This window comes from Streptomyces sp. NPDC104226, assembly GCF_055584085.1.
The window spans coordinates 602,987-625,000 of record NZ_JBVJMS010000002.1; the positions used below are offsets into that span (position 1 = coordinate 602,987).

Annotated in this window: 17 protein-coding genes; 5 read left to right on the forward strand and 12 right to left on the reverse strand. The window is 73.9% G+C overall.

Going from position 1 to position 22,014, the window contains the following annotated elements:
- Positions 1 to 29 precede the first annotated feature (29 nt).
- A complete protein-coding gene (locus ACZ60J_RS08050; RefSeq protein ID WP_469679666.1) occupies positions 30 to 1,262 on the reverse strand; it encodes a collagen-like domain-containing protein in 1,233 nt (410 codons plus the stop codon).
- A 229-nt stretch (positions 1,263 to 1,491) separates the two neighbouring features.
- Positions 1,492 to 2,268, reverse strand: coding sequence for an NAD(P)H-dependent oxidoreductase (locus tag ACZ60J_RS08055; RefSeq protein ID WP_469679667.1), 777 nt, complete (start codon positions 2,266 to 2,268; stop codon positions 1,492 to 1,494).
- A 137-nt stretch (positions 2,269 to 2,405) separates the two neighbouring features.
- Between ACZ60J_RS08055 and ACZ60J_RS08060 the strand changes: the two genes are divergently transcribed.
- Entirely contained in the window at positions 2,406 to 3,290 is an 885-nt protein-coding gene (locus tag ACZ60J_RS08060; RefSeq protein WP_469679669.1) for a helix-turn-helix transcriptional regulator, read from the forward strand.
- 36 nt (positions 3,291 to 3,326) lie between these two features.
- Here ACZ60J_RS08060 and ACZ60J_RS08065 read toward each other — a convergent pair whose 3' ends face one another.
- Positions 3,327 to 4,055: a FadR/GntR family transcriptional regulator gene (locus ACZ60J_RS08065; RefSeq protein ID WP_469679671.1), complete on the reverse strand. Its 729-nt coding sequence runs from the start codon at positions 4,053 to 4,055 to the stop codon at positions 3,327 to 3,329.
- Between the two features lie 160 nt (positions 4,056 to 4,215).
- Between ACZ60J_RS08065 and ACZ60J_RS08070 the strand changes: the two genes are divergently transcribed.
- Both ACZ60J_RS08070 and ACZ60J_RS08075 read left to right on the forward strand, forming a co-directional pair.
- Complete coding sequence (locus ACZ60J_RS08070; protein WP_469679673.1) at positions 4,216 to 4,731, forward strand: gluconokinase; 516 nt, start codon at positions 4,216 to 4,218, stop codon at positions 4,729 to 4,731.
- 88 nt (positions 4,732 to 4,819) lie between these two features.
- On the forward strand, positions 4,820 to 6,217 hold the full coding sequence (locus ACZ60J_RS08075; protein WP_469679675.1) for a GntT/GntP/DsdX family permease: 1,398 nt from the start codon (positions 4,820 to 4,822) through the stop codon (positions 6,215 to 6,217).
- 6 nt (positions 6,218 to 6,223) lie between these two features.
- Here the strand turns inward: ACZ60J_RS08075 and ACZ60J_RS08080 are convergent, their stop codons facing one another.
- From ACZ60J_RS08080 to ACZ60J_RS08110, 7 genes are all read right to left on the reverse strand, one after another.
- The gene (locus tag ACZ60J_RS08080) at positions 6,224 to 6,529 is read right to left on the reverse strand and encodes a hypothetical protein (RefSeq protein WP_469679677.1); all 306 of its coding nucleotides are present in this window, start codon (positions 6,527 to 6,529) and stop codon (positions 6,224 to 6,226) included.
- Entirely contained in the window at positions 6,526 to 7,683 is a 1,158-nt protein-coding gene (locus ACZ60J_RS08085; protein WP_469679679.1) for a hypothetical protein, read from the reverse strand. The genes ACZ60J_RS08080 and ACZ60J_RS08085 overlap by 4 nt, the downstream gene beginning before the upstream one ends.
- A gap of 137 nt (positions 7,684 to 7,820) precedes the next feature.
- On the reverse strand, positions 7,821 to 8,771 hold the full coding sequence (locus ACZ60J_RS08090) for a cytochrome P450 family protein (RefSeq protein WP_469679681.1): 951 nt from the start codon (positions 8,769 to 8,771) through the stop codon (positions 7,821 to 7,823).
- A 186-nt stretch (positions 8,772 to 8,957) separates the two neighbouring features.
- On the reverse strand, positions 8,958 to 9,521 hold the full coding sequence (locus tag ACZ60J_RS08095; RefSeq protein WP_469679682.1) for a protein-tyrosine phosphatase family protein: 564 nt from the start codon (positions 9,519 to 9,521) through the stop codon (positions 8,958 to 8,960).
- A gap of 40 nt (positions 9,522 to 9,561) precedes the next feature.
- Complete coding sequence (locus tag ACZ60J_RS08100) at positions 9,562 to 10,431, reverse strand: serine hydrolase domain-containing protein (protein ID WP_469679684.1); 870 nt, start codon at positions 10,429 to 10,431, stop codon at positions 9,562 to 9,564.
- 145 nt (positions 10,432 to 10,576) lie between these two features.
- A complete protein-coding gene (locus ACZ60J_RS08105; protein WP_469679686.1) occupies positions 10,577 to 11,473 on the reverse strand; it encodes a DUF4436 family protein in 897 nt (298 codons plus the stop codon).
- Positions 11,470 to 12,633, reverse strand: coding sequence for an agmatine deiminase family protein (locus tag ACZ60J_RS08110; RefSeq protein ID WP_469679688.1), 1,164 nt, complete (start codon positions 12,631 to 12,633; stop codon positions 11,470 to 11,472). The genes ACZ60J_RS08105 and ACZ60J_RS08110 overlap by 4 nt, the downstream gene beginning before the upstream one ends.
- A 267-nt stretch (positions 12,634 to 12,900) precedes the next feature.
- Between ACZ60J_RS08110 and ACZ60J_RS08115 the strand changes: the two genes are divergently transcribed.
- Positions 12,901 to 14,448 (forward strand): serine/threonine-protein kinase, encoded by a 1,548-nt coding sequence (locus tag ACZ60J_RS08115; protein WP_469679690.1) that lies wholly within the window; start codon positions 12,901 to 12,903, stop codon positions 14,446 to 14,448.
- Positions 14,449 to 14,542: 94 nt separating this feature from the next.
- Here the strand turns inward: ACZ60J_RS08115 and ACZ60J_RS08120 are convergent, their stop codons facing one another.
- Positions 14,543 to 18,127, reverse strand: a complete 3,585-nt coding sequence (locus tag ACZ60J_RS08120; RefSeq protein ID WP_469679691.1) for a S8 family serine peptidase — start codon at positions 18,125 to 18,127, stop codon at positions 14,543 to 14,545.
- A gap of 182 nt (positions 18,128 to 18,309) precedes the next feature.
- Here ACZ60J_RS08120 and ACZ60J_RS08125 point away from each other — a divergent pair, with 182 nt between their 5' ends.
- Entirely contained in the window at positions 18,310 to 19,806 is a 1,497-nt protein-coding gene (locus ACZ60J_RS08125; protein WP_469679693.1) for an MFS transporter, read from the forward strand.
- A 19-nt stretch (positions 19,807 to 19,825) separates the two neighbouring features.
- Here ACZ60J_RS08125 and ACZ60J_RS08130 read toward each other — a convergent pair whose 3' ends face one another.
- Positions 19,826 to 21,967 carry a glycosyl hydrolase family 28-related protein gene (locus ACZ60J_RS08130; RefSeq protein WP_469679695.1) on the reverse strand — a complete coding sequence of 714 codons (2,142 nt, stop codon included), beginning with the start codon at positions 21,965 to 21,967 and terminating at the stop codon, positions 19,826 to 19,828.
- Positions 21,968 to 22,014 lie beyond the last annotated feature (47 nt).

A 22,014-nucleotide genomic window follows, 5' to 3' on the forward strand; every position in this document is an offset into this window, starting at 1 on the left:
GTGCCCGAAGGCGGTTGCTCCGTCCCGGATCAGGCCGCCGGGGGCGGGGGCGGGACCGTTCCGGGCTGCGGGTGCACGGGCGCCCAGGGTGCGTCGCAGGTGACGGCGCGCCCGTTGGTCCCGCAGTGGGTGTGGTAAAGCGTGCCCGTCTTGGTGATGGCCTTGACCTTCACGTCGTTGCCGTTGATGGCCAGGGCCACCGTGCAGACGTCGGCGGGGTAGCCGGTGACCGGTGCCACGGTGAGGTCGGTCCAGCTGAAGTCGCCCCACTGGCCCGCCATGTCGCGGGTGCGGCGGCCGAGGTAGGTCTTGCCGTCCTTGAGGACGAGTGCGAACTCCTCGGAGTTGTTGGGCATCTGGTTGTCCACCGAGGCGCAGGGCCCGAACGGGCCGGGCACCCCCTGCGGTCCAGCCGGTCCCAGCGGGCCGAGCGGCCCGGTGGCACCGGTCGGGCCCGGTGCGCCCTGCCGCCCGGGCGGTCCCGCGACCCCCTGCGGGCCGGCGGTGCCGGGAAGCCCGGGCAGCCCCTGCGCGCCCGCTGGCCCGGCCGGCCCCGCGGCCCCTTGCTGCCCCTGCGGCCCGGCCGCCCCGACGTCTCCGGTCCGCCCGGCATCCCCCTTGGGCCCCGCATCCCCCTTCCGCCCGACGGCCCCCCGGTCTCCCTTGGGCCCGGCGACCCCCTTCTCACCCTGCTCCCCTTTGAGCCCGGGCGGACCGGCATCACCCTTGGCGCCCTGCTCCCCCTTGAGCCCGGGCGGACCGGCATCGCCCTTGGCGCCGGTGCTCCCCTTACCGCCCGGCTCGCCCCTGGGACCCGGAGGGCCCGCGTCGCCCTTGGGTCCGGCGCCGCCCTTCTCGCCCTTGGCACCCTTCGGGCCCCTTGGACCTTGCGCCCCGGCCGGAGCCGGGCACGGGTGGCCGCCTTCGGAGGCCGCCTCGGCGCGCGGCCGCGCACAGTTGGCGTCGGGGCCGCCGGGGCCCGACCCCGGGGCGCCGACGGCCCGCAGCGACTGCGGAGCGTTCACCGCACCCTGCGCCGGGTCCGCGCCACCGCCCGAAGGCGGCGCCGACACCACACCACCGCCGGAGGCCACCGCAGCACCCTCGAGGGCCGACACCACACCACCGCCGGAGGCCACCGTTTCACCGCCGGAGGCCAGCGCCACCGCCGGGGACGCCAATCCGCCCAGTGCAACGGCCACCGGCAGGACCAGGCCCCCGGCCAGCCGGGCCCTTCGTCCGGTTCTTGCTGTGGAAGACATGCGAGTACCCCTTCGCCGCACGGAAATGGTCGTCTGCTCCGGCCGAAGCGAGGGGGAGCATCTCCCGGAAGCGGGTCCGATGAAGATCAAAAACGCTCATTCCGCCGCAGCGTCAACGAGTTGGTCCAACGACACGCGGTACGCGTACGCCGGACGGCGGGGGCACCCGCACCGCCACCCCGGCCCGACCCGGCCGGCACGGCCACCCCGTCCACCCCGCGGTCCGCGGTCACCGCACGTGCAGTCCGAAGCCCCCGCGGCCCGCGGGCTCCAGCCCCTCCTTCAGGTGCAGCGAGGGGATCTCGTAGTCGCCGAAGTTCTGCCGCCGGAAGGCGATGGGCTCGGTCGACTCCAGCGTGAGCAGGCGCTCCACCCACGCCTTGGCCACGTCCGCGTAGCCCTCTGCGCCCATCCGGTCGGTTCCGTACAGCACGAACGGCGGCAGCGGCTCGATGCCGGGGTAGTACAGGATCCCGTGGTGGATCGGGAACAGCAGGTCGTCGATGGGGCCGTTGATCCCGCGCGCCGCGTAGTGCGACTCCGGGCCGCCCGCGGTCACCGACAGCAGGGCCCTGCGGCCCGCGAGGGTGCCTTCGCCGAAGCGCTCCCCGTACTTGGTGTCACTGTGCTCGCCGACTCCGTACGCGAACCGGTAGGTGAACACCCGGTCCACCCAGCCTTTGAGGATGGCGGGCATCGAGTACCACCACAGCGGGAACTGGAAGATGATCGTGTCGGCCCACAGCAGGTTCTCCTGCTCGGCGCGCACGTCCGGGGTGAGCACCCCGGCTTCGAAGGCCCGGCCCGAGTCCAGGGCGACCTTCAGCGGGCTCGATGCGTGCGGGCCGTAGTCCTCGGCGTCCACGACCGCCTTCCAGTTCATGGCGTACAGGTCGCTCACCCGCACCTCGTGTCCGGCGCCCTCCAGCGTGGACACAGCCAGGTCCTTCAGCGAGCTGTTGAGCGACTTCGGCTCGGGGTGGGCGTAGACGATCAGCGTCTTCACGGGAACTCCTCGGGATCGGATGCGTCGATCCTGCGCCCCGCGGCGCCCGCTGTTCAGGGGCGCGCCTTCCGTCGGACCGGACTTCCTGGTACCGGCAGGGCCACCCTCGCGGGCGCCGCCGCGGTCATACTGGGCCCATGGACGATCTTGCGGGCTTCCTGCGGACCCGGCGCGCGCGGGTCGACCCGGCGGCCGTGGGCATACCCGCCGACAGCCGCCGCCGGGTCGAAGGCCTGCGCCGCGAGGAGGTCGCCCACCTGTCGGGTGTCAGCGTCGACTACTACGTGCGCCTGGAGCAGGGCCGTGCGACCCAGCCCTCCGAGCAGGTCCTCGACGCGCTCGCCCGTGTCCTCGGCCTCGACGAGACCGAGCGGGAGCACCTCGACCGGCTCGCCCGGCAGCGCCGCCGCCGCGCGAAGGCGCCGGGCGGCAGGATCCGCCCGGAAGTGCTGCGCGTCCTCGACCTCGTCGCCGGTGCACCCGCGCTGATCATGGACCACCGGCTGAACGTGCTGGCCGGGAACGGCCTCGCCGGACTCCTCTTCGGCCGGCCGGTGCCGGGCCTGAACATCGCCCGGAACCTCTTCCTGGAGGAGGGCGAGCACGGCCTGTACGCGGAGTGGGAGCACTGCACCCTCGACGTGGTCGGGCACCTGCGCCTGGCCGCGGGCCAGTACCCCGACGACCCCGGCCTGGCCTCGCTGATCGGCGAACTGGCCATGGGCAGCGAGCGCTTCCGCCGGCTGTGGGCCCGTGCGGACGTGCGCGCCCGCACCCACGGACGCAAGACGTACCGGCACCCGCTGGTCGGACTGCTGGAACTGCACCAGGAGAACTTCGCGTTGCCGGGAGAGTCGGGCATGGAGCTGCTGGTGCTGTCCGCAGCCCCCGGCAGCCCCGCCGAGGACGGCCTGCGCCTGCTCGCGGGCCTGGGAGCGAACGGCTCCGGCGGCACGGACGGCGTGGACGCCGTGGACGGCTCCGGCGTGCATCCCCCGGTGAACGCCCGGGTGCGCGACTAGGGCGTACCTGGGGGGGGACCCGGACCGGTCCCGCATCTACGGGGCGAGCACGTCGAGTTCCTCCAGCGCGCCGACCGCGATCTGCCGGGTCAGCGCCTCCGCGGCGGCCGCGTCCCCCTCCCGTACGGCCTCGGCCACCCGCACGTGCAGGGTGACGGCCGCCGGGTCGGGGTCGTGGAACATCACCGCGTGCCGGGTGCGCCCGGTCAGGACCTCGGCGACGACGTCGCCGAGCCGCGCGAACATCTCGTTGCCGGAGGCGTTGAGCACGATCCGGTGGAAGGCGATGTCGTGGTGGAGGTACTCGTCGAGCTGGTGGCCGCGTGAGGTGCGGACCATGCCCAGGGCCGCCTCGGTGAGGTCGGCGCACTGCTCCGGGGTGGCGCGGGCCGCCGCGAGTCCGGCAGCGACCGGTTCGACGGCCGAGCGCAGCACGGTGAGTGAGCGCAGCTGCCGGGGGCGGTCCGCGCCGGCGAGGCGCCAGCGGATGACGCGCGGGTCGTAGACGTTCCACTCCTCGGTGGGGCGGACGGTGACGCCGACCCGGCGGCGGGACTCGACCAGCTGCATCGATTCCAGTACGCGGACCACCTCGCGGACCACGGTCCGCGAGGCGCCGAAGCGTTCGGCGATCTCGTCGGTGCGCAGCACGCTGCCGGGCGGGTGCTCCCCCGCCGTGATCGCCAGGCCGAGTGTGTCCAGTACGCGGGAGTGGAGCCCCTGGCCTCCCGGCCCGTCCGGTCCGCCCGGCCCTTCAGTGGTCATGGCGTAAGCGTACGGTGACGCCCGGAGGGACAAAAGATGTGATGTTTTACCGAGCAGACCTTGAATAAGTACTACGTAATGCGATTCAGTGGTGCCCAGGCCTTCGGGCCGACGTCAACGAGGACGAAGCACGACGAGAAGAACGAAAAAGAGGTGCGCGATGACGCGCGTCATTGTGGTGATGGGTGTGGCCGGGACGGGAAAGACGACCGTGGGCCGGCTGCTCGCCGACGCGCTCGCCCTCCCCTACGCGGAGGGCGACGCGTTCCATCCGGCGGCCAACGTCGCCAAGATGTCCGCCGGCGTCCCCCTGGACGACGCGGACCGCCGGCCCTGGCTGGACTCGATCGGCGAGTGGATGCGCAACCGGGCCGGTGTCGGCGGCGGGGTCGTCTCCGCCTCCTCCCTCAAGCGGGCCTACCGGGACCGGCTCCGGGCCGTGGCCCCGGACACCGTCTTCGTCCACCTCACCGGCGACCGGTCGCTGATCGAGGAGCGGATGGCCGCGCGCAAGGGGCATTTCATGCCCACCACGCTGCTGGATTCGCAGTTCGCCGCTCTGGAGCCGCTCCAGGGCGACGAACTGGGCGTCCTCGTCGACGTGTCCGGGACCCCGGAAGAGATCACCGCACGGGCCCTGGCCGCACTGCACCGCCTGCCGGCCCCGGCCGCATGAGCGCACGGGCCGCCACCCGGGCTCCAACCCGGTCCCCCGCTCCGCCCCTTGCCCGCACGTACGCCGCAAGAACGAAGGAACCGTCACCGTGACCAGTCTCAGCGTCGAGACTCTGGCAGCGGCCGCCACCGAGCCGATCACCTCGGCCGGCAACACCCAGCTGGGGATAGCCGTCCTCGCGGGCATCGCCGTCATCGTCCTGCTCATCACCCGCCTCAAGCTGCACGCCTTCCTGGCGCTGACGCTCGGTTCGCTCGCCCTCGGGGTGTTCGCCGGTGCTCCCCTGGCCAAGACCGTCGCCAGCTTCACGGCCGGGCTCGGCTCCACCGTCGCGGGCGTCGGCGTGCTCATCGCGCTCGGCGCCATCCTCGGGAAGCTCCTCGCCGACTCGGGCGGCGCGGACGAGATCGTGGACACCATCCTGGCCCGCGCCAAGGGCCGGGCCATGCCGTGGGCGATGGTGCTGATCGCCTCGGTGATCGGCCTCCCGCTCTTCTTCGAGGTCGGCATCGTGCTGCTGATCCCGGTGGTCCTGCTGGTGGCCAAGCGGGGCAACTACTCGCTCATGCGGATCGGTATCCCCGCGCTGGCCGGCCTGTCCGTGATGCACGGGCTGATCCCGCCGCACCCGGGGCCGCTGGTCGCCATCGACGCCCTGGACGCCAACCTCGGCCTCACCCTCGCGCTCGGCGTGCTCGTCGCCCTCCCGACCGTCGTCATCGCGGGTCCGCTGTTCTCCCGGTACGCGGCCCGGTGGGTGGACATCCCGGCGCCCGAGCACATGGTCCCGCAGCGGCCCTCGGAGGAGCTGGAGCACCGGCCGCGCTTCGCGGCGACGGTCTTCACCGTGCTGCTGCCCGTGGTCCTGATGCTGATGAAGGCCCTGGTCGACATCGTGGTCAACGACCCGGCCAACGCGGTCCAGCGGGTCACCGACGTGGCGGGCTCGCCGCTGATCGCCCTGCTCGCGGCGGTGCTCGTGGGCATGTTCACCCTCGGCCGGGCGGCCGGCTTCACCAAGGCCCGGCTGTCCTCGACGGTGGAGAAGTCGCTGGCCCCGATCGCGGGGATCCTGCTGATCGTGGGTGCGGGCGGCGGTTTCAAGGCGACGCTGATCGACGTGGGCGTCGGCCAGATGATCATGGACCTGTCGGAGAACTGGGCGATACCCACCCTCCTGCTGGCCTGGCTCATCGCGGTGGCCATCCGCCTGGCGACCGGCTCGGCCACGGTGGCCACCATCTCGGCGGCCGGCCTGGTGGCCCCGCTGGCGGCGGGCATGTCCTCCACCGAGACCGCCCTGCTCGTGCTCGCCATCGGAGCCGGGTCGCTGTTCTTCAGCCACGTCAACGACGCCGGGTTCTGGCTCGTGAAGGAGTACTTCGGCATGACGGTCGGCCAGACCCTCAAGACCTGGTCGGTGATGGAGACCATCATCTCGGTGGTCGGCCTGGGCTTCGTCCTGCTGCTGTCCCTGGTCCTCTGACCTCGCTCAAGGTCGTCCGGTATCCGGCCAGTCGGCCTTCCGGTGCCTGCCCCGCGCCCCCTCCCGGGAGGCGGGGCGGGCCAGTTGGGCCGCCGCCAGGTCGAAGCCGCCCGCCGCGGTGGCGCAGCGCTCCGCCAGGGACTCCACCTCGGCGCGGAAGGCGTCGCCCCCCGGGCCCTGCCAGCGCAGGTCTCCGGCGGCGCGGCGCAGCCGCTCGGCGTGCGAACGCAGGGCGGCCGAGTGGGCGCGCAGGCCCTCGGCCGGGGCCGTACGGGGCTCGGACCGGGGCAGGGGCCCGGCGGTGTCCGTCACTGGGGCCGCCCCGGAACGTAGACGTCGGGATGACCGGGCAGCCGTACGAGGTGGCTGCCGGTGACGCGGCCCCCGAAGGCGGCGAGGGCCGCCGCCGGACCCGGCTCGGGGCCGGAACCCACCCAGGTGACCCGGTACACGGTGGTGAACTCCCGGCTCCCGGCGAGCCGTCCGGCCGTCCGTGCGCCCGGGCCGTGGCCGAGCAGGGCGAGTTCGGTCCCGGAGGGCACGAGGCGGCGTACGGTCGCGGCCACGTGCCGGACGTGCGCGGCCGGCTCCTCGTACGGGGCATCCGCGCGGCCGGAGTCCGTTGGCGGTCCCGCGAGTTGGAGCACGCACCGCTCGACCCCGTCCGGTCCGACGACCTGCTGGACCAGGACCGCGCCGGGGGATCCGCCGATCCGGTCGGCATTGCCCCGGTACCCGGCCGGGGTGCCGGTGGTGTCCAGTTCTGCGAGGAGACGGCTCCCCGGCTCGGAGCAGGCGGGGCCCCGGTCGAAGAACGCCCGCAGGGCGGCGCCGATCCCCAGGAGCGGTTCGGCGGCCACGGCCCTGCCGGTGGCGACCTGCCAGCCGGCGTGGTCGTTGAACGGGTTGTCGTCGGTCAGGGCGTTCCAGGCCAGGATGTCGGCGAAGGAAGGGTTCAGCAGCGCGAAGGCGGGCCCCTCCCCGCGTCGGCGCACGAGCTCGCGGAACGCCCGCGCGGCGTCCGCCTGCCGGTCCTCCTCGACCGCGAGGAACACCTCGGCGGCGTCCGGGTCCGCCGTCCTCGCCGGGTTGCGCGTGCTCTCGGCCCGGATCCGGCCCCTGAGGCCGCACACCGCGAGGCTGACGGCCAGGCTCTCCCGGCCGGTGAAGACCCCCGCGAGCCATCCGGCCCGCGCCACGCCCCGTCCCCGGGCCGCCCAGCCGAGTCCGTCCGGGTCGCAGAGGGCGCGCAGCAGCGTACGCCAGGCCGCGCGGCGGCGGCTGCCGAGGCCCAGCGCGGTGACCGGGAGCCGGGAGCCCAGGGCGAGCCGGGAGGCGTAACGGCCGGCTTCGCCGACGGCGTCGGCCGCCTCGGCCAGCTCCCGGCACAGGGCGCCCAGTTGGTCGGCGTCCGGGTCGGTGGGCGCGGAGGTCGCGGAGGTCCCGGGGGTCGCGGCGTCGGACATGGATTCCTCGTCGGGTCGGGTGAACGTCGGGCAGGACGGGGCGGGACGAACAAGTCGGCGGACAGGGCGTGCGGGGAGCCTGGAGGCGGGCGAGCCGGGTCGCCCGCCGCCGGGTGCGGGCAGGGCCGGTGACGGGGTCAGCGGCAGCGTCCGCCGGCATGGCTGAAGGGGGCCATCCGGACCTCCCGGTCCGCTTCGCGCGAGGCCCGGCGACCGGGCACGAAGGCCTGCACGGCGGTCACGCGTTCGGGGTCGCGCCGGTGGAACAGCACGGGCAGCACCACGCGGGTCCCGGCGGGATGCCGGACGCCCCGCCATTGGGTCTCGGCCCGGGTGACCCGTATCAGGTCGGGCACGGCCGGGTAGAGGCACAGCGATTCCCGGACCCAGGCCCGCAGCCGGGGCGGCGCGCCGAGGAGCAGCAGGGTGCGCAGCAGGCCTAGGTCGAAGGCCGCCGGCCACTGGCGGACCTGCCCGTCCGGGTCCCGCACGGCCCGGTCGGGTCCGGAGGCCGGGCCGACCGGCCCGGAGAAGGGTTCCGCGTGGCGGCGGGCCCACCCGATGACGGCGTGCGGCTCCGCGAGGGCGGCGTACGCGGCGATGCGCGCGCCGGCCTTCTCGTGGAAGCGCCCGGGCCGGCGGCCGGGTTCCGCGTCCTCGGCGGCCGCGTCGCCGAGGCCGATGCGCCGTGCCGCACGTGCCGCGGAGTGCCGGCCGCGGGCGAGTTCGAGGGAACCGCCGGCGGTCAGGCGCCGCGCCTCGTCGGTGAGGACCAGGAGGAACGCCTCGCAGGAGGGGTGCACGGTCAGGCCCGCCGCGAGCACGGAGTCGTCGACCGCCCGCCGCTCGTCGCGGAGCCCGGCGTGGGCGCGGCCGACCGTGCCGAAGGCGGCCCGGCCCGGTGAGCCGACGGGTTCGGCGTGGAACTTCCGGACGCCCTGAGGGTCGAGGATCAGCAGGGCGGTGCCGGACAGCCCCCGTACGAGCACGGGCGCCCCGCCGTGGCGGTGCCGCAGCGCCCGCGGGGTGGCGGCGGACCAGCGCGGCCGGTCCGGCCCCGCGTGGCCGCGCGCCGCCCGCGCCGTCATACGGGCGCCTCCGCGGCCGGGGCCGGGGGCGTGCGCGCATCGCGGGCGGTCTCGTGAGCCGTACCCATGGGTGTACCTCCGCGCGGCCTGGAGTCGACGTTCGGTGATCTCGCGCTCACCGTACGTCGACCGTCCCGGCTCCGCGCTCCGAGGACCACGAGGGGGGTACGCGAGCCCACGGGCGGGCTACGGGCGGGACGGTACGCCCGGTTCGGAGCCGCGACCGGCATCGGGGCCGGGATCGGGGTCGAGGTCGACCAGGAGTGCGGCGATCTCCGGACCGGCGGCGAGGTAGTCCGTGAAGGCCTCGTTGTGCAGGGCCCAGGGGGAGCGTCCGAGGCGGACGAGGCCGATGGCGGCGGCCGGTGCGAGGCCGCCCTCCACCAGGCACTGGGCGACGACCAGGCCGGAGCGGTTGTAACCGGAATGGCAGCGCACCAGGATGCGCCGTCCGGAGTCGAGGGCCGCGCGGGCGGCCGCGGCGAGCCGGAGGACGGTGTGCAGCTGCGCACCCGTGAGCGGGGCGTCGGGGATCTCGCCGACCAGGTGTTCCACGTGGAGGTCGGGGCCGTGGCCGGGGCGGGTGAAGAGGCTGATCACGAGGTCGAACTCGGCTCCGACGACGACCGGGCGCAGCTCCCCGGCAGGGTCGGTCCAGTAGTGGCCGCCCATCCACAGCCCGGGGGCGATCTCGTCCCAGGGACTCTGCGGACCGGGTACGTCACGGTCTTTCTGCCGGGTCTTCTTCATCGAACTCCGAAGATACAACGGCGTTGCCCTGGAGGGGAGTTCAGGCGAAGACGGCTTCGCGGAAGGCGGTACGGAGCGGGGCCGACGGGGTGGTGGGGAGGAGGGCCGCCCAGCGCCGCCCGCGTGGGGAGATCCACAGGGCGGGGCCGTCGCCGTGGGACCAGGACCCGTGCGCGCCGGGGTGCCAGAGGAGGCCCCGGGCGGGCAGGAGTTCCCCGGTGCGGATGCGCAGGGACTGCTCGGTCCAGGCCCGGCTGACGGGTCCGCCCGCCGGGGCGAGGAGGTGGCTCAGGAACCGGCCGAGGTCGGCGGCGGAGGCGTTCAGGGTCCCGTCGGGGGCGAAACCCGTACGGGTCATGCCGAGCGGCCCCCAGATCCGTTCGGCGGCAACCTGGGCGAGGGGGGTGCCGCACAGCCGCTCGGCGAGCCCGGTGAGCGCGGGCGACACCCCGGAGCCGTGGGTGAGGAGATGGTGTGCGGTGGTTCCGGCGGGCAGGCCGTCGCCCGCCCCGTAGGCGGTGAGCGGGGTGTGCAGGGCCAGCTCCCCCGCGTCCACGAGCATCCCGATGACGGGCCAGACGACGAGCGCCCCCACCAGCCCACCGGCATCGGCCGCGCCGCTGCGTCCATGGCCCCGGGCCCCGGACTCGGCGGAGGCTCCGACGCCGGACTCTCCCGCGATTTCGGATCCGGCCCCGGATCCGGGTCCCGACCCGGCTTCGACCACCGCGTACGGCCCCTCCGGGCCTCCGATCGCCCAGCCGGCCCCCGGGTCCGCGTCGCGGACGAGGGCCCCGATCCGGTCGGCGCGGTCGGCGCGGTCGGCCGGGACGGGCTGCGTGCCCGGCTCGCGCCGCTCGGCGTGCGTGACCGGCTCGGCCGGCTCGGCCCGGTCGCTCTGGAGCGTCATGGTCAGCCACGGTACGGCGCCCGCCGCACCGGTCCCGCGCGTCGCGCGGTCCGGTCGCGGCGGGCCACCCGAATGCCCCGCACGCGCCCGGTACGGCCGGTCAGGTGCGGGGCCGTCGGCCGGTCCCCTTGGCGGGCCCCGCCCGTCAGGGCCGGTCCGCCCCGGCCGTCTCCTCCCCGCGCTCCGCCGGAGGCTCCGCGCGGATGCCCGCGACCACGACGGTGATCAGGCAGAACGCGATGAGGATCTCCGCCCAGAGGAAGGCGAGGTAGTCGAGCAGACAGCCGATCGGCGGTGTGCCCGGGGCGGTGTTGCGGAAGGCCGCCAGGGCGAACAGGGTGGCGGCCATCCAGCCGAGGGCGGGCCAGGTGAGCCCCTTGCGGCGGGTGACGAGGAACCATCCGCCGATCAGGACGGACACGGCGAGCGCCCACATCGCGATCATCATGAACACCGCGAACACGAGCACGCTGTTGGAGCGGGCGAGCCCGATGTCGAGGACGGCCGCGCCGTCGTCCGCCGTCGTGGCCTCCACCGTGGACGCGAAGAGCACGTCGTTGTTGGAGAACAGGACCCGCACCGGAACCTTCTCGTGGCCCAGTACGGCCGCGAACTGCACGTCCGCCCCGTAGGCGTCGAAGGGGTAGTCCGTGATGGAGCCGCCCGTCAGGGCCACCGGCACGTCCAGGGTGGAGATGCGCTGGTGGGCCTTGAAGGTCAGGTCCCCGCGGGTGGCCGTCGAGGTCTGGAGGGTGAGGTCGTCGGCCGGGGCGATCCCGCCGGCCTCGGCCAGCGCCCCGCGGGGCGTGACCAGGACCCGCAGCACCAGTTCGCGCCCGGCGGCGTCGACGCGCTGGATCGTCGCCTCGACGTCCACCCGGTCCGGATCGGCCCGGCCCGCGGTGTGGACGGTGTCCTGGGCCTGGCGTTCGCCGAACTGCAGCCAGGCGCCCACGCCGACCGCCGCCACGATCGCCACCAGGAACAGGACCGGGAGCAGCGTGGAGCGCCGCCCGGACGGGCGGCGCCGCGCCGCGCTCACGCGGCGGGCTTGCCGGGCTCGTCGTGGGTAGCGCAGTGGATGCCGCCACCGCCCGAGGCGATGGTGTCGATCGACAGGGGCACGATGTCCCGCTTGGGGAAGTGCTCCTGGAGGATCCCGCGGGCCCGGTCGTCGGCCTGCCGGTCCCCGAACTTCGGCATGAAGACGGAGTCGTTGGCGATGTAGAAGTTGGCGTAGGTGGACACGAAGTCGTCGCCCTCACCCGTGATCTTGTCCAGGTCGGGCTGCGGCAGGTCGATGATCTCGAACTTCCGGCCGCGGGCGTCCGTCGCCTTCGAGAGCACCGATTTCGCCTGGTCGGCGGAGCGGGACCACGAGTCCTTCGGGGTGTTCGGGTGGGCGCGGTCCAGCAGGACGACGCCGGGCGCGACGAACCGTACGAGGCTGTCCACGTGGGCGTCGGTGATGTCCTCACCGCGTACGCCGGCCAGCCAGACCACCTTCTCGACGCCCAGGCTCTGCTTGAGCTCGGCCTCGATCGTGTCCCGGCTCTTGCCGCGGTTGCGGTTGTCGTTGACGATCGAGCTCTCGGTGATCAGCAGGGTGCCCTCGCCGTCGGTCTCGAAGGAGCCGCCTTCGGCCACCAGCGGGGCCTGCACCCGGGGGATCCCGTACTTCTGGAGCAGGAGGCGCCCGACCTGGGCGTCGTTCTTGTGCTCCTGCTTGTTGCCCCAGCCGTTGAAGTTGAAGTCGACGCCGAGGACCTTGCCCTCCTCCTCGACGAAGACGGGGACGGTGTCGCGCACCCAGAAGTCGTCCACGGCCAGCGGGATCACCTCGACCTCGGAGCCGCAGGCCTTCTGTGCCGCGGCCACCTGCTCCGGGCGGGCCATCATGACGACCTCCTCGAACCCCCCGACGGCCCGGGCGATCCGCGCGATGTCCTCGCGCACGTACTTGAGGTCCTCCATCCAGACCGCGTCCAGGGCGGGCCAGGCCATGAAGGTGCGGGTGTGGCTCTCCCACTCGGCGCCGAACCGGCGCTTGGCCCCGGCCGGGGACGGCGAGGTGGAGCCCTCGGGGGCTTGGGCGCTCGGGGCGCTCTGCGAGGGGCCGCAGGCGGCGGCACCGAAGGCCACCGCGCCGATCCCGGCGAAGGTGCGGAGGACGGTCCGGCGCGTGGGGGGCAGGTGGGACACGGGAGGACTCCGATCAAAGGCTGGCGGGACGACTGCATCCGGCCAGGACGGGCACGGGGCACGGCACGGCACGGGCCGACGCTCCCGGGCCCCTGAGACAAGGGTGCGCCCTCCGTCCGCGAAGGGCGGTCACGCGGGGCGGATGGCGCGGGAACGTGTCGCCCACTCTGACACTGACTGAAAATTCAGTCAATTCATGGCACGATGCGCGCAGGCCCCTGCCGCATCGCAGGGCATCTCGCCCCGCACCGTCGAAGGAGCCACCGCATGTCCGAACAGCACTCCGGCACACAGCCGACCCGTACGGCACTGTCCGCAGACGATCCCGACGAGATCGGCGGCTACCGCCTGCACGCCCGGCTCGGCTCCGGCGGCATGGGCGTGGTCTACCTGGCCCATACGCCCGGCGGCCGCCCCATCGCGCTGAAGGCAGTCCGCAGGGAGCTGGCCTCCGATCCGGAATTCCGCCGCCGGTTCGCCCAAGAGGTGGCCAGCGCCCGCCGGATCCACGGGCTGTTCACGGCCCAGGTGATCGACTCCGGGGTCGAGGACCCCACGCCGTGGCTCGCCACCGCATACGTGTCCGGCCCCTCGCTGCACGAGGTCGTACGGCGGCACGGGCCGCTGCCGGCCCGCACGGTCCTGCTGCTGCTCGCGGGCATGGCCGAGGCGCTCCAGGCCATCCACGGGGCGGGGGTCGTCCACCGCGACCTGAAGCCGGCCAACGTGCTGCTCGCGGAGGACGGCCCCCGGGTCATCGACTTCGGCATCGCCCGCGCGGCCGACGCCGCCGCGCTCACCGGCACGGGGATGCGGATCGGTACGGCGGCGTTCATGGCGCCCGAGCAGGCCCTCGGCCATCAGGCGACGCCGGCGACCGACGTGTTCGCGCTCGGGACCCTGGCCGCGTACGTCTCCTGCGGGATCACGCCCTTCGGGAACGGGCCGGAGTCCAGCGCGCTCTACCGGGTCGTCCACGAGCATCCCGACCTCACCCGGGTGCCGCACGAGCTGTACGGGCTCGTCTCGTGGTGCCTCGCGAAGCGACCCGAGGACCGTCCGCAGCCGGCCGAACTGATCGCCTCCGTGCGGGCGCACCCCCTGGTGTGCGGGCGGCCGGAGTTCACCGACGGCTGGCTGCCCCGGCAGGTCCGGGAGGAGCTCGGGGGCGGGGGCGACACCGCCCGGCCCGCCCCTGCGCCGTTCCGGGCCACCAGGCCGGCCACCGCACGTCCGGACCCGGCGGGCGCCGCTCCCCCGCCCCCCGTACCCACACCGGCATCCGTCCCCGAACCGGGCCGCGGCGTGCCGGGCCGCGGACGCCGGTTCGCGCTGCCGGCCGCCCTCGCGGTGGCGTGCACCCTGCTGGCCGCTGCCGGAGCCCTGTACTACCTGGACGACCCCGCGGACGAGCCCCCGAGCACCGGCCCGGCCGACCCCGCCGCCGCGTACCTGCCGGGCTACGCGGAGGTCAGGCTCACCGCGCCCGACTCGGGATACGAGTTCGACCTGACGGCCGGGAAGGTGGTGCCCGCGGATACGGCCGCCTGGTACCTGGCGCCCGACGGCCAGGCCCTGGTCCCCTCCGAGGAGTCGGAATCCTTCGTCTCCGACTCCGGGGAACTGACCCCGGCCGCCTGCCTCCAGGGCATCGAGACCCGCCCGGCCTCCTCCCTCCCCTTCGCGGCGCTCGGGAACTCCCGGCCGTTCTGCGTGCGCAGCCCGGACCGGAGCCGGATCGCGATCGCGAGGTTGGCCGGGGCCCCGGCCGACGGCTCCGTCACGATCCTGGTGGACCAGTACCTCAGGAGCTGATGCCCGGGGTGGCAGGGGTGCCACGGCGAAGGGCGGGGCGCCCGGAGGCACCCCGCCCGTTGTGCTGTCGCCGGAGATCAGGCCGTGCCCGAGGTCAGGCCTTGTCGGGCCGGTCCGTCACGCGCAGGGAGTTCAGCAGGGGTTTGCCGAAGCCGGTGTGGGTGACGAAGCGGACGTTCAGGGTGCCGTCCGTGACCGTGACCGTGTAGGTGCGGGTCAGGGCCGTGTACGAGCCCGCCTCCAGGGCGATGTCGAGGGAGGGCAGTACCTGGGTGCCCTCCGCCAGGACGTCGAAGACGCGCTTGTTCGGCTTGGTGGAGGAGAGCTCCGCGAAGCCCAGTTCCACGGTGTAGGTGCCGTTGGGGACGTTGTCGAAGCGGTACTCGTACATGCCCTCGCGGGCGTTGCGGAAGAGCTTCTGGTCGTCCGTACCGGCGATCGTACGGCTGGTGGACCGGTCCGAGGCGTTGCCCTGGTAGCCGTACGAGCCCGCCGTGTACTTGCGGTCCGGGGACCAGCCGTCGCCCAGCGCGTCCGTGCTCGCGCTCGTGGATCCGGCGTCCAGGGCGACCTGGTAGCGCGGCACGACGAGCTTGACGGGGACGGTGAGCACCGGGGTCCGGCCGCTGGCCGAGGTGATCTTCAGGTCGGCCGTGAGGACGGTGCCCGGGGCCAGGCCCGTGGTGTCCACGGACAGGGTGAGCGGGGCCTTCCCGCCCGTCGGGAGGTTCCCCGAGCCCGGGGTGACCGTCAGCCAGGCCGCGTCCTCGGCCGCCGTGAAGGCCGTACCGAGACCGGGGTTGGTGAGGTCGAGGGTCCGGGTCCGCTTCTGGCCGGGCGGCAGGACGATCTCCACGGCCGTCTTCGAGGGGGTCGCCTTGCCGGTGCGCAGGGACCGGGTCACCTGGGTGACATCGGCCGCCTTGACGTCCACGGTGGCGGACGCGGGCTCGTACTGGGCTGCGGTCAGGGCGAGTTCCCGTGCTCCCGAGGGGCTCTGGACCACGTACCCGCCGTCGGCCGCGGTGGTGGCGGAGACCGCGGTGGCGCCGGTGCCGATGGTCACGGTGGCTCCGGCGACGCCGTTGCCGTCGTTCGCGTCGAGCACCCGGCCGGCCACCACACCGCTCTTGGTGGTGCGGAAGGAGACGGACAGGCCGTCCGTGATCACGGGCGTGTTGAAGGAGTACCGGAAGGCGTCGGTGCCGGTGGCGTTCTCCACGCCGACGGTGGCGGTGGAGCCGCCCTTGATGCCGGTGCCGCCGGTGCCCCGGTAGGCGTACCGGACGGTGCCGTCCTCGCCGATCGCCGCCGAGAAGGAGAACTTCTCGGACTGCGCCGACCAGTGCGACACCTCGCGCCATTCGATGACGTAACTGCGGTGCGGCGCCGTGCCGGTGACCGCGGTGAAGACGCCGGACCCGCTGCCTTCGGCGCCGACGACCAGGTCGTCCCAGAAGGGGTAGAGCGCGGCGTTGGGCGTGGCCGCGCTCGGGATGTCCCCGTTGACGTCCGCGGTGTTGTTGCCGCCGAAGCTGACGGTGCCGTTCGTGCCGATCCAGGCCTGCCCGTACGTCTTACCGTACAGCGGCAGCGGGAAGGGCAGGTCCACGCGCTCGGTGGTGTTGTCGCCGGTCAGCGCGAGCCGCCGGTCGCCCGGCTGGTACGGGCTGCCGGTCGCGGCGGCGCAGGCGTAGCCGTAGCCGTCGGTGCGCTCGGGCAGGTTCACCGAGACGGTGGTGTCCCCGGCGACGGTGACCGCGGCCGCGCCTGCGGTGAGGCAGCGGGAGGAGTGGGTGGCGTTCACGGTGTAGCTGCCGTGCGGCAGGGTGACCTCGAAGCGGCCCTGGGCGTCGGTGGTCGCGGTCACCGGGGTGTCCGCGACGGTCACCGCGGCACCCGCGACGGGGCCCGCAGCCGAGGCGACGGTGCCGGTGAGCTTCCCGGAGTCCGCCTGGACGAGGTCGATGTCGCCGGTCGCGGTGGCGTTCTCGGTCACCGCCACGGTCGCGCCCTGCTGTCCGTAGCCGAACTTCGAGGCGGTGACCGTGTACGAGCCCACGGACAGGGTCGGGAAGCGGTAGGTGCCGTCGGCCGCGGTGGTCGTCGTACGGTCGATCGGGCCGTCGGCGGCGACCTTCACCCCGGCGACGGGCTGTCCGCCGGAGCGGACGGTGCCGGCGAGCGCGCCGAGGGCTCCGCGCGGCGCGGCGGTGACGGCGGCGAGCACGTCGAGCTTGCCCTCGCCGAAGACGTTGTTGTCGGCGGCGGTCCCGCCGCACTGGCTGCTGTCGGTGTCCAGCGCGGTGCCGTCGAGCAGCGCTTCGGTCTGCGCGATGTCGCCTTCGAGGGCGGGCGCGGCCGACCAGAGCAGGGCCACGGCGGCCGCGGTGTGCGGGGAGGCCATGGAGGTGCCGGAGAAGGACGCGTATCCGCCGCCGGGGACGGAGGAGCGCACGTTCACCCCGGGGGCCGCGATGTTCGGCTTGACGATCCCGCCGGGGCCGGCGCCGCGCGAGGAGAAGGAGGCGATGGCGCCGTTGATGTCGAAGGCGCCGGAGCTGTAGGAGCTCGCGTAGTCGCCGGGCGATCCGCTGGTGGCGCAGCCGGGTCCGGAGTTGCCGTTGGAGAAGGCCGGGAAGATGCCGGCGGCCCGCCAGGTGTCGACGATCTGCTGGTACCAGGTGTCTCCGCCGGGGCCGCCCCAGGAGTTGTTGACGATGTGCGGGGCCAGGTCGGGGCGCGGGTTCTGGCCGTTCAGGTCGGTCGGGGCGACGATCCACTGGCCGGCGGCGAGCAGCGAGGCCTCGGAGCAGGAGGTGCTCTCGCAGCCCTTGGCGGCGATCCACTTGGCGCGCGGGGCGACGCCGGTCTTGTTGGTGCCGCCGTCGTCGCCGACCATCGTGCCCATGGTGTGGGTGCCGTGGTCGTTGTTGTCGCAGGGGGCCGCGGTGGGGCACACGCCGGCCGGGTCGAACCAGTTGTAGTTGTGGTCGTAGGACCCGTCCGCGGCCCTGCCGCGGTACTGGGCGGCCACGGCCGGGTGGGTGTGGTCCACGCCGCTGTCGATGTTGGCGACGACGATGCCCTCGCCGCGCACGCCGAGCTGGTCCCAGACCTGTGGTGCCTTGATCCGGTCGACGTTCCATTCGACGGCGTCGGCCGCCGTCTTCTCCCGGGCGCCCTCTTCCGGCTTGGCCAGGGCGATCCGGTCGTCGGCGTCGATCCGGGCGACCTCGGGGCGCTGGGCCAGGGTGGTGGCGAGCTTCTCGGTGCCGACGACGCGGACGGCGTTGACGATCCAGTACGAGGTGTACTCGGCCTGCGTGCCCTGCAGGGCCTTGATCACCTCGGTCTGGCTGCGTGCGGCCTGTTCCTTCTTGAGCCGCAGCACCGTTTCGGCCTTCGCGGCGCGGGTCGGCTGGGCGGCCGCGGCGGTCAGGTCGGCGGCGCTGTCGAGGTAGACCCAGAAGACGGCCTTGGCCGAGCCGTCGAGCTGGGCCCGCAGGCTCGGCTCGATCTTGCGCTCGGCCGCGCCCGGGGTGGGGGCCGGGTCGGGGGCGGCCGCGGCCACGCCCGCACCGAGGGGCAGGAGCAGGGCCGCGGTGAGGGCGGCGAGCCCTGCGCGCAGGGCTCGTAATCGTGCTCGGGAGGTTCGTCGGCTGTCGCTTGGGGCCACGTGTGTCTCCTCGTACGCCGTGTGCAGAACGTGCGGAAAGGGTGTGCGTGACGTGCGCGGGCCATGGTGCGGGAGATGTCATGGACCCTACAAGAATGCCTAATGAGCCGTATTCCGCCCGGAACCGCCTGCGGCCGGGCGGCCGGGTGGCCGTTCCGGGCCGCGCGGGCCAGCCTGGGGGAATGTCTGAGGGAACATCCGTCCCCGCCCCGTCCCCCGCCCCCGCGGTGCGGCTCGGTACCGCGCAGGGCCGGTGGATCGTGCTGACCACCGTGCTCGGGTCCGCCATGGCGCTGCTCGACTCGACCGTGGTCAACGTGGCCCTGCCCGCCATCGGGCGGGATCTCGGTGCCGATCTGGCAGTGCTCCAGTGGACGGTCAACGCCTACCTGCTGACCCTCGCGGGTCTGATCCTGGTCGGCGGAGCGCTCGGGGACCGGTTCGGACGGCGCCGGATCTTCGTGCTCGGAGTGGTGTGGTTCGCGGTGGGCTCCCTGCTGTGCGGGATCGCGCCGAACGCCGGGGTGCTCATCGCCGCCCGCGCCCTGCAGGGGATCGGCGGGGCGCTGCTGACGCCCGGTTCCCTCGCGCTGATCCAGGGTTCGGTCCATCCCGACGACCGGGCCCGCGCGGTCGGGCTGTGGTCGGGCTTCGGCGGGGTGGGCGCGGCCGTGGGGCCCTTCCTGGGCGGCTGGCTGGTGGACGGGCCGGGCTGGCGCTGGGTGTTCCTGCTGAACGTGCCGGTGGCCGCGCTCTGCGTCCCGGTCGCGCTGCGGCACGTACCGGAATCACGGGATCCGGCGGCGCACGGGCGGTTCGACGTGGCCGGGGCGGCGCTCGGGGCGGCCTCGCTCGCGCTGCTGACCTACGCGCTCATCGAGGCCCGGTCGGGCACCGCGCTGGTGGCGGGCGCCGCCGTGGGCGGAGTCCTGCTGGCCGGGGCGTTCGTGGTGGTCGAGCGGCGGCGGGCCGATCCGATGGTGCCCCCGGACATCTTCTCCTCGCGCCGGTTCACCGCCGTCAACCTGGTCACCCTCTGCGTGTACGCGGCCTTCGGCGGGTTCTTCTTCCTCGTGGTGCTCCAGCTCCAGGTGGTGTCCGGGTACTCCGCCCTGGGCGCCGGTGCCGCCCTGCTGCCCACCACGGCCCTGATGCTGCTGCTGTCGGCCCGCTCCGCGCAGCTCGGGGAGCGGATCGGCCCGCGGATCCCGCTGACCGTCGGGCCGCTGCTGTGCGCGGCGGGGATGCTGCTGATGCTGCGGGTGGGCCCGGAGGCCTCGTACGTACGGGACGTGCTGCCGGCGCTGCTCGTGATGGGCCTGGGCATGGCGGCCCTGGTGGCACCGCTGACGGCGACCGTCCTGTCCTCGGTGGATCCGGGGCGGGCGGGCCTGGCCAGCGGCATCAACAACGCGGCCGCGCGCGCCGCCGGGCTCCTCGCGGTGGCCGCGCTGCCGCTGCTGGCCGGGATGGGCCCGGACGCGTACCTCTCGGCCGGGGCCTTCGACGCGGCCTTCGGGCGGGCGATGTACTGGTGCGCGGGGGTGCTGGTGGTCGGGGCCGCCGTGGCCTGGACGACCGTACGCTCCCCCGCGCCCGGGGCCTGTCACCCGCAGTGCCGTACGAACTGCGCGGTGACCGCTCCGCCGCTCGAACCCCCGGGAGCGGCGGAGCGGTGACCCCTTCGGCGGCCCGCCCCTACCAGGGGCTCGGCGCCGGCGGGACGACCACCGGCGGGCGGTCGTCGCAGGTGATGGTGTTGGGCAGTTCCCAGCCGGCCAGCCAGGGGCCCGTGGTGCCGCCGCCGTCGTTGCCGCCGCGGTCGACGAGGGTGAACTCCGAGCCGGTGGCGGGGAAGTTGAAGGAGCCGCAGTTGTTGACGCCGACGGCCCCGACGCCCCGGGCGTCGACGTTCTCGAAGCTCGCTGAGCCGGCCACGCGCGCGCTGACCACCGAGGTGCCGGTGCCGTCGACGCGGACGTCCTTGAAGTGGACGTTCTCGATGCGCACCTTGTCCTTCACCGGCCAGTCGCTGACCAGCATGATCGCGTTGTAGGTGCTGTCGAGGAAGGAGTTGCCGGTGACCTGGATGTCGGCCTGGTCGATGCTGCGGTCCAGGGCGTAGAACCAGATCGCGCCGAGCCCGATGTTCCAGTTCAGCTCGTACGTGCCGGAGCGCACGGTGGTGTTGCCGTCGATCCGCAGGCTGCCGGTGAAGGGTTCGGCTCCGAAGCGGGAGCCGACATGCAGGGCGCTGCCCTCGCGGACCGGGTCGGCCACGAGGTTGGCGGTGACGGTGGTGTCGGCGCCGCCGTAGATCGCGATGCCGTTGGCCAGGGTGGGGCTCTGCACGGTGTTGTGGTCGAAGGTGTTGCGGGCGTTGGTGGTCTTCTCGGCCCACATCGCGAGGCCGTCGTCGCCCGTGTTGCGGACGAAGTTGTCCTGGACGAGGGAGTCGGTGACTCCGGTGTGGAAGTTCAGGCCGTCGGCGATCTGGTCGGTGATGACGTTGCGGGTGACCTTCACGTTGCTCATCGGGCCGTCGAACCAGAGGCCGACCTTGGTGTGGTGGATGTAGAGGGAGTCGATGGTGGAGTCGCTCATCGCACCCCCGACCCCGTTGACCTGGTCGGTGTCCACGCGTTCGCGGACGTCGCCCTCGATGGCGAAGCGGGAGAGGTGGACGTTGCGGCTGCCGCCGTCCGCGGCTTCCTTGCCGTAGAAGCCGACACCCTTGCCCTTGACGGTGGTGTACCAGCTGCCGGCGCCGGTGATGGTGACCCCGTCCACGATGATGTGGCGGTTGACCTGGTAGGTGCCCGGCGGCAGGTAGACGGGGAGCCGGTGGCGCTTGGCGAAGGCGATCGCCCGGTCGATGGCGTCGGCGGAGTCCCGGCGGCCCGTCGGGTCCGCGCCGAAGAGGAGCGCGTTCGCGGCGGCCACTTCCACGTGCGGGGCGCCGACGCGCTGCGAGTCCAGCAGGTCGATGACCGTCCAGGCCGCGGGACTCCCGGCCGGGACGGTGAGCCGGACCTTGTCGCCGGCCCGGTAGGTGCGGCCCAGGAGCAGGCGCTGCTCGTCGTACATGTGGGTGGGCCGGAAGGGCTTGGCGATGACCGGTGCCGGGGTGGTGGCCGCCGGGACGCAGCCGCACTCGGTGATCCACCAGTCGGGGTGCAGGAGGCCGGCCTGCGGGTCGTTGCTGAAGGGGTACTGGTTGTACAGCCAGGAGTACTGCGAGGTCAGCGTCATCGAGCGGCGGTTCTTGCCGTTGACGGTGACGTCCAGCGGGGCGGTGATCCCGCCACCGGCGGGGGCGTCGGGAAGGCTGTAGCGGACGGTGACGGCATCGGCCGCGGCGGGCAGGGTGAACTCCACGTACTGGCCCGGCACCAGCTTCACCGCCTTGCGGCCGGAGGCCTCGGCGGGCAGGGAGTACGCGGTGCGGTCGGGACCGATGACGGTGCCGGAGGTGGCGGCGTTCTCCGCCTCCTGCTCGGCGAAGTCCACCCGGGCGCCGCGACCCTCGGCCAGTGCGGGGTCGAGGGCCGCCCGGGTGACGGCCGTGGGCGCCGCGGGCTCCGCGACGGCGGGCCGGGCCTCGGCCGCACCGGCGCCCAGGGCGCCGAGGCCGAGGGCGGACGCGGTGAGCGCCGCCAGGACGGCGGCGGCGCGTGCGGCGGCCCGGGCGGGGACGGGTAGGGCGGCGACGGGTCGGGTGGGGACGGGTCGGGTGGGGACGGCTGTTCCGGCCGGGACGGCCGTACTGGCTGCTGCGCCGGCTGCGGCTCGGCTCGCGACTCGGATTGCGGCTCGGCTTGCGGCTCTTCTTGGGGGCATGGCCGGGACAGTAGGACCCCGCACACAAACACGGCAAGTCTTGTGCA

What these genes read in the sequence shown, in the direction of transcription:
- ACZ60J_RS08050 (WP_469679666.1), bottom strand. Translation starts at nt 1,262, where the DNA reads ATGTCTTCCACAGCAAGAACCGGACGAAGGGCCCGGCTGGCCGGGGGC.
- ACZ60J_RS08060 (WP_469679669.1), top strand. Translation starts at nt 2,406, where the DNA reads ATGGACGATCTTGCGGGCTTCCTGCGGACCCGGCGCGCGCGGGTCGAC.
- ACZ60J_RS08065 (WP_469679671.1), bottom strand. Translation starts at nt 4,055, where the DNA reads ATGACCACTGAAGGGCCGGGCGGACCGGACGGGCCGGGAGGCCAGGGG.
- ACZ60J_RS08070 (WP_469679673.1), top strand. Translation starts at nt 4,216, where the DNA reads ATGACGCGCGTCATTGTGGTGATGGGTGTGGCCGGGACGGGAAAGACG.
- ACZ60J_RS08085 (WP_469679679.1), bottom strand. Translation starts at nt 7,683, where the DNA reads ATGTCCGACGCCGCGACCCCCGGGACCTCCGCGACCTCCGCGCCCACC.
- ACZ60J_RS08090 (WP_469679681.1), bottom strand. Translation starts at nt 8,771, where the DNA reads ATGACGGCGCGGGCGGCGCGCGGCCACGCGGGGCCGGACCGGCCGCGC.
- ACZ60J_RS08095 (WP_469679682.1), bottom strand. Translation starts at nt 9,521, where the DNA reads ATGAAGAAGACCCGGCAGAAAGACCGTGACGTACCCGGTCCGCAGAGT.
- ACZ60J_RS08100 (WP_469679684.1), bottom strand. Translation starts at nt 10,431, where the DNA reads ATGACGCTCCAGAGCGACCGGGCCGAGCCGGCCGAGCCGGTCACGCAC.
- ACZ60J_RS08115 (WP_469679690.1), top strand. Translation starts at nt 12,901, where the DNA reads ATGTCCGAACAGCACTCCGGCACACAGCCGACCCGTACGGCACTGTCC.
- ACZ60J_RS08125 (WP_469679693.1), top strand. Translation starts at nt 18,310, where the DNA reads ATGTCTGAGGGAACATCCGTCCCCGCCCCGTCCCCCGCCCCCGCGGTG.
- ACZ60J_RS08130 (WP_469679695.1), bottom strand. Translation starts at nt 21,967, where the DNA reads ATGCCCCCAAGAAGAGCCGCAAGCCGAGCCGCAATCCGAGTCGCGAGC.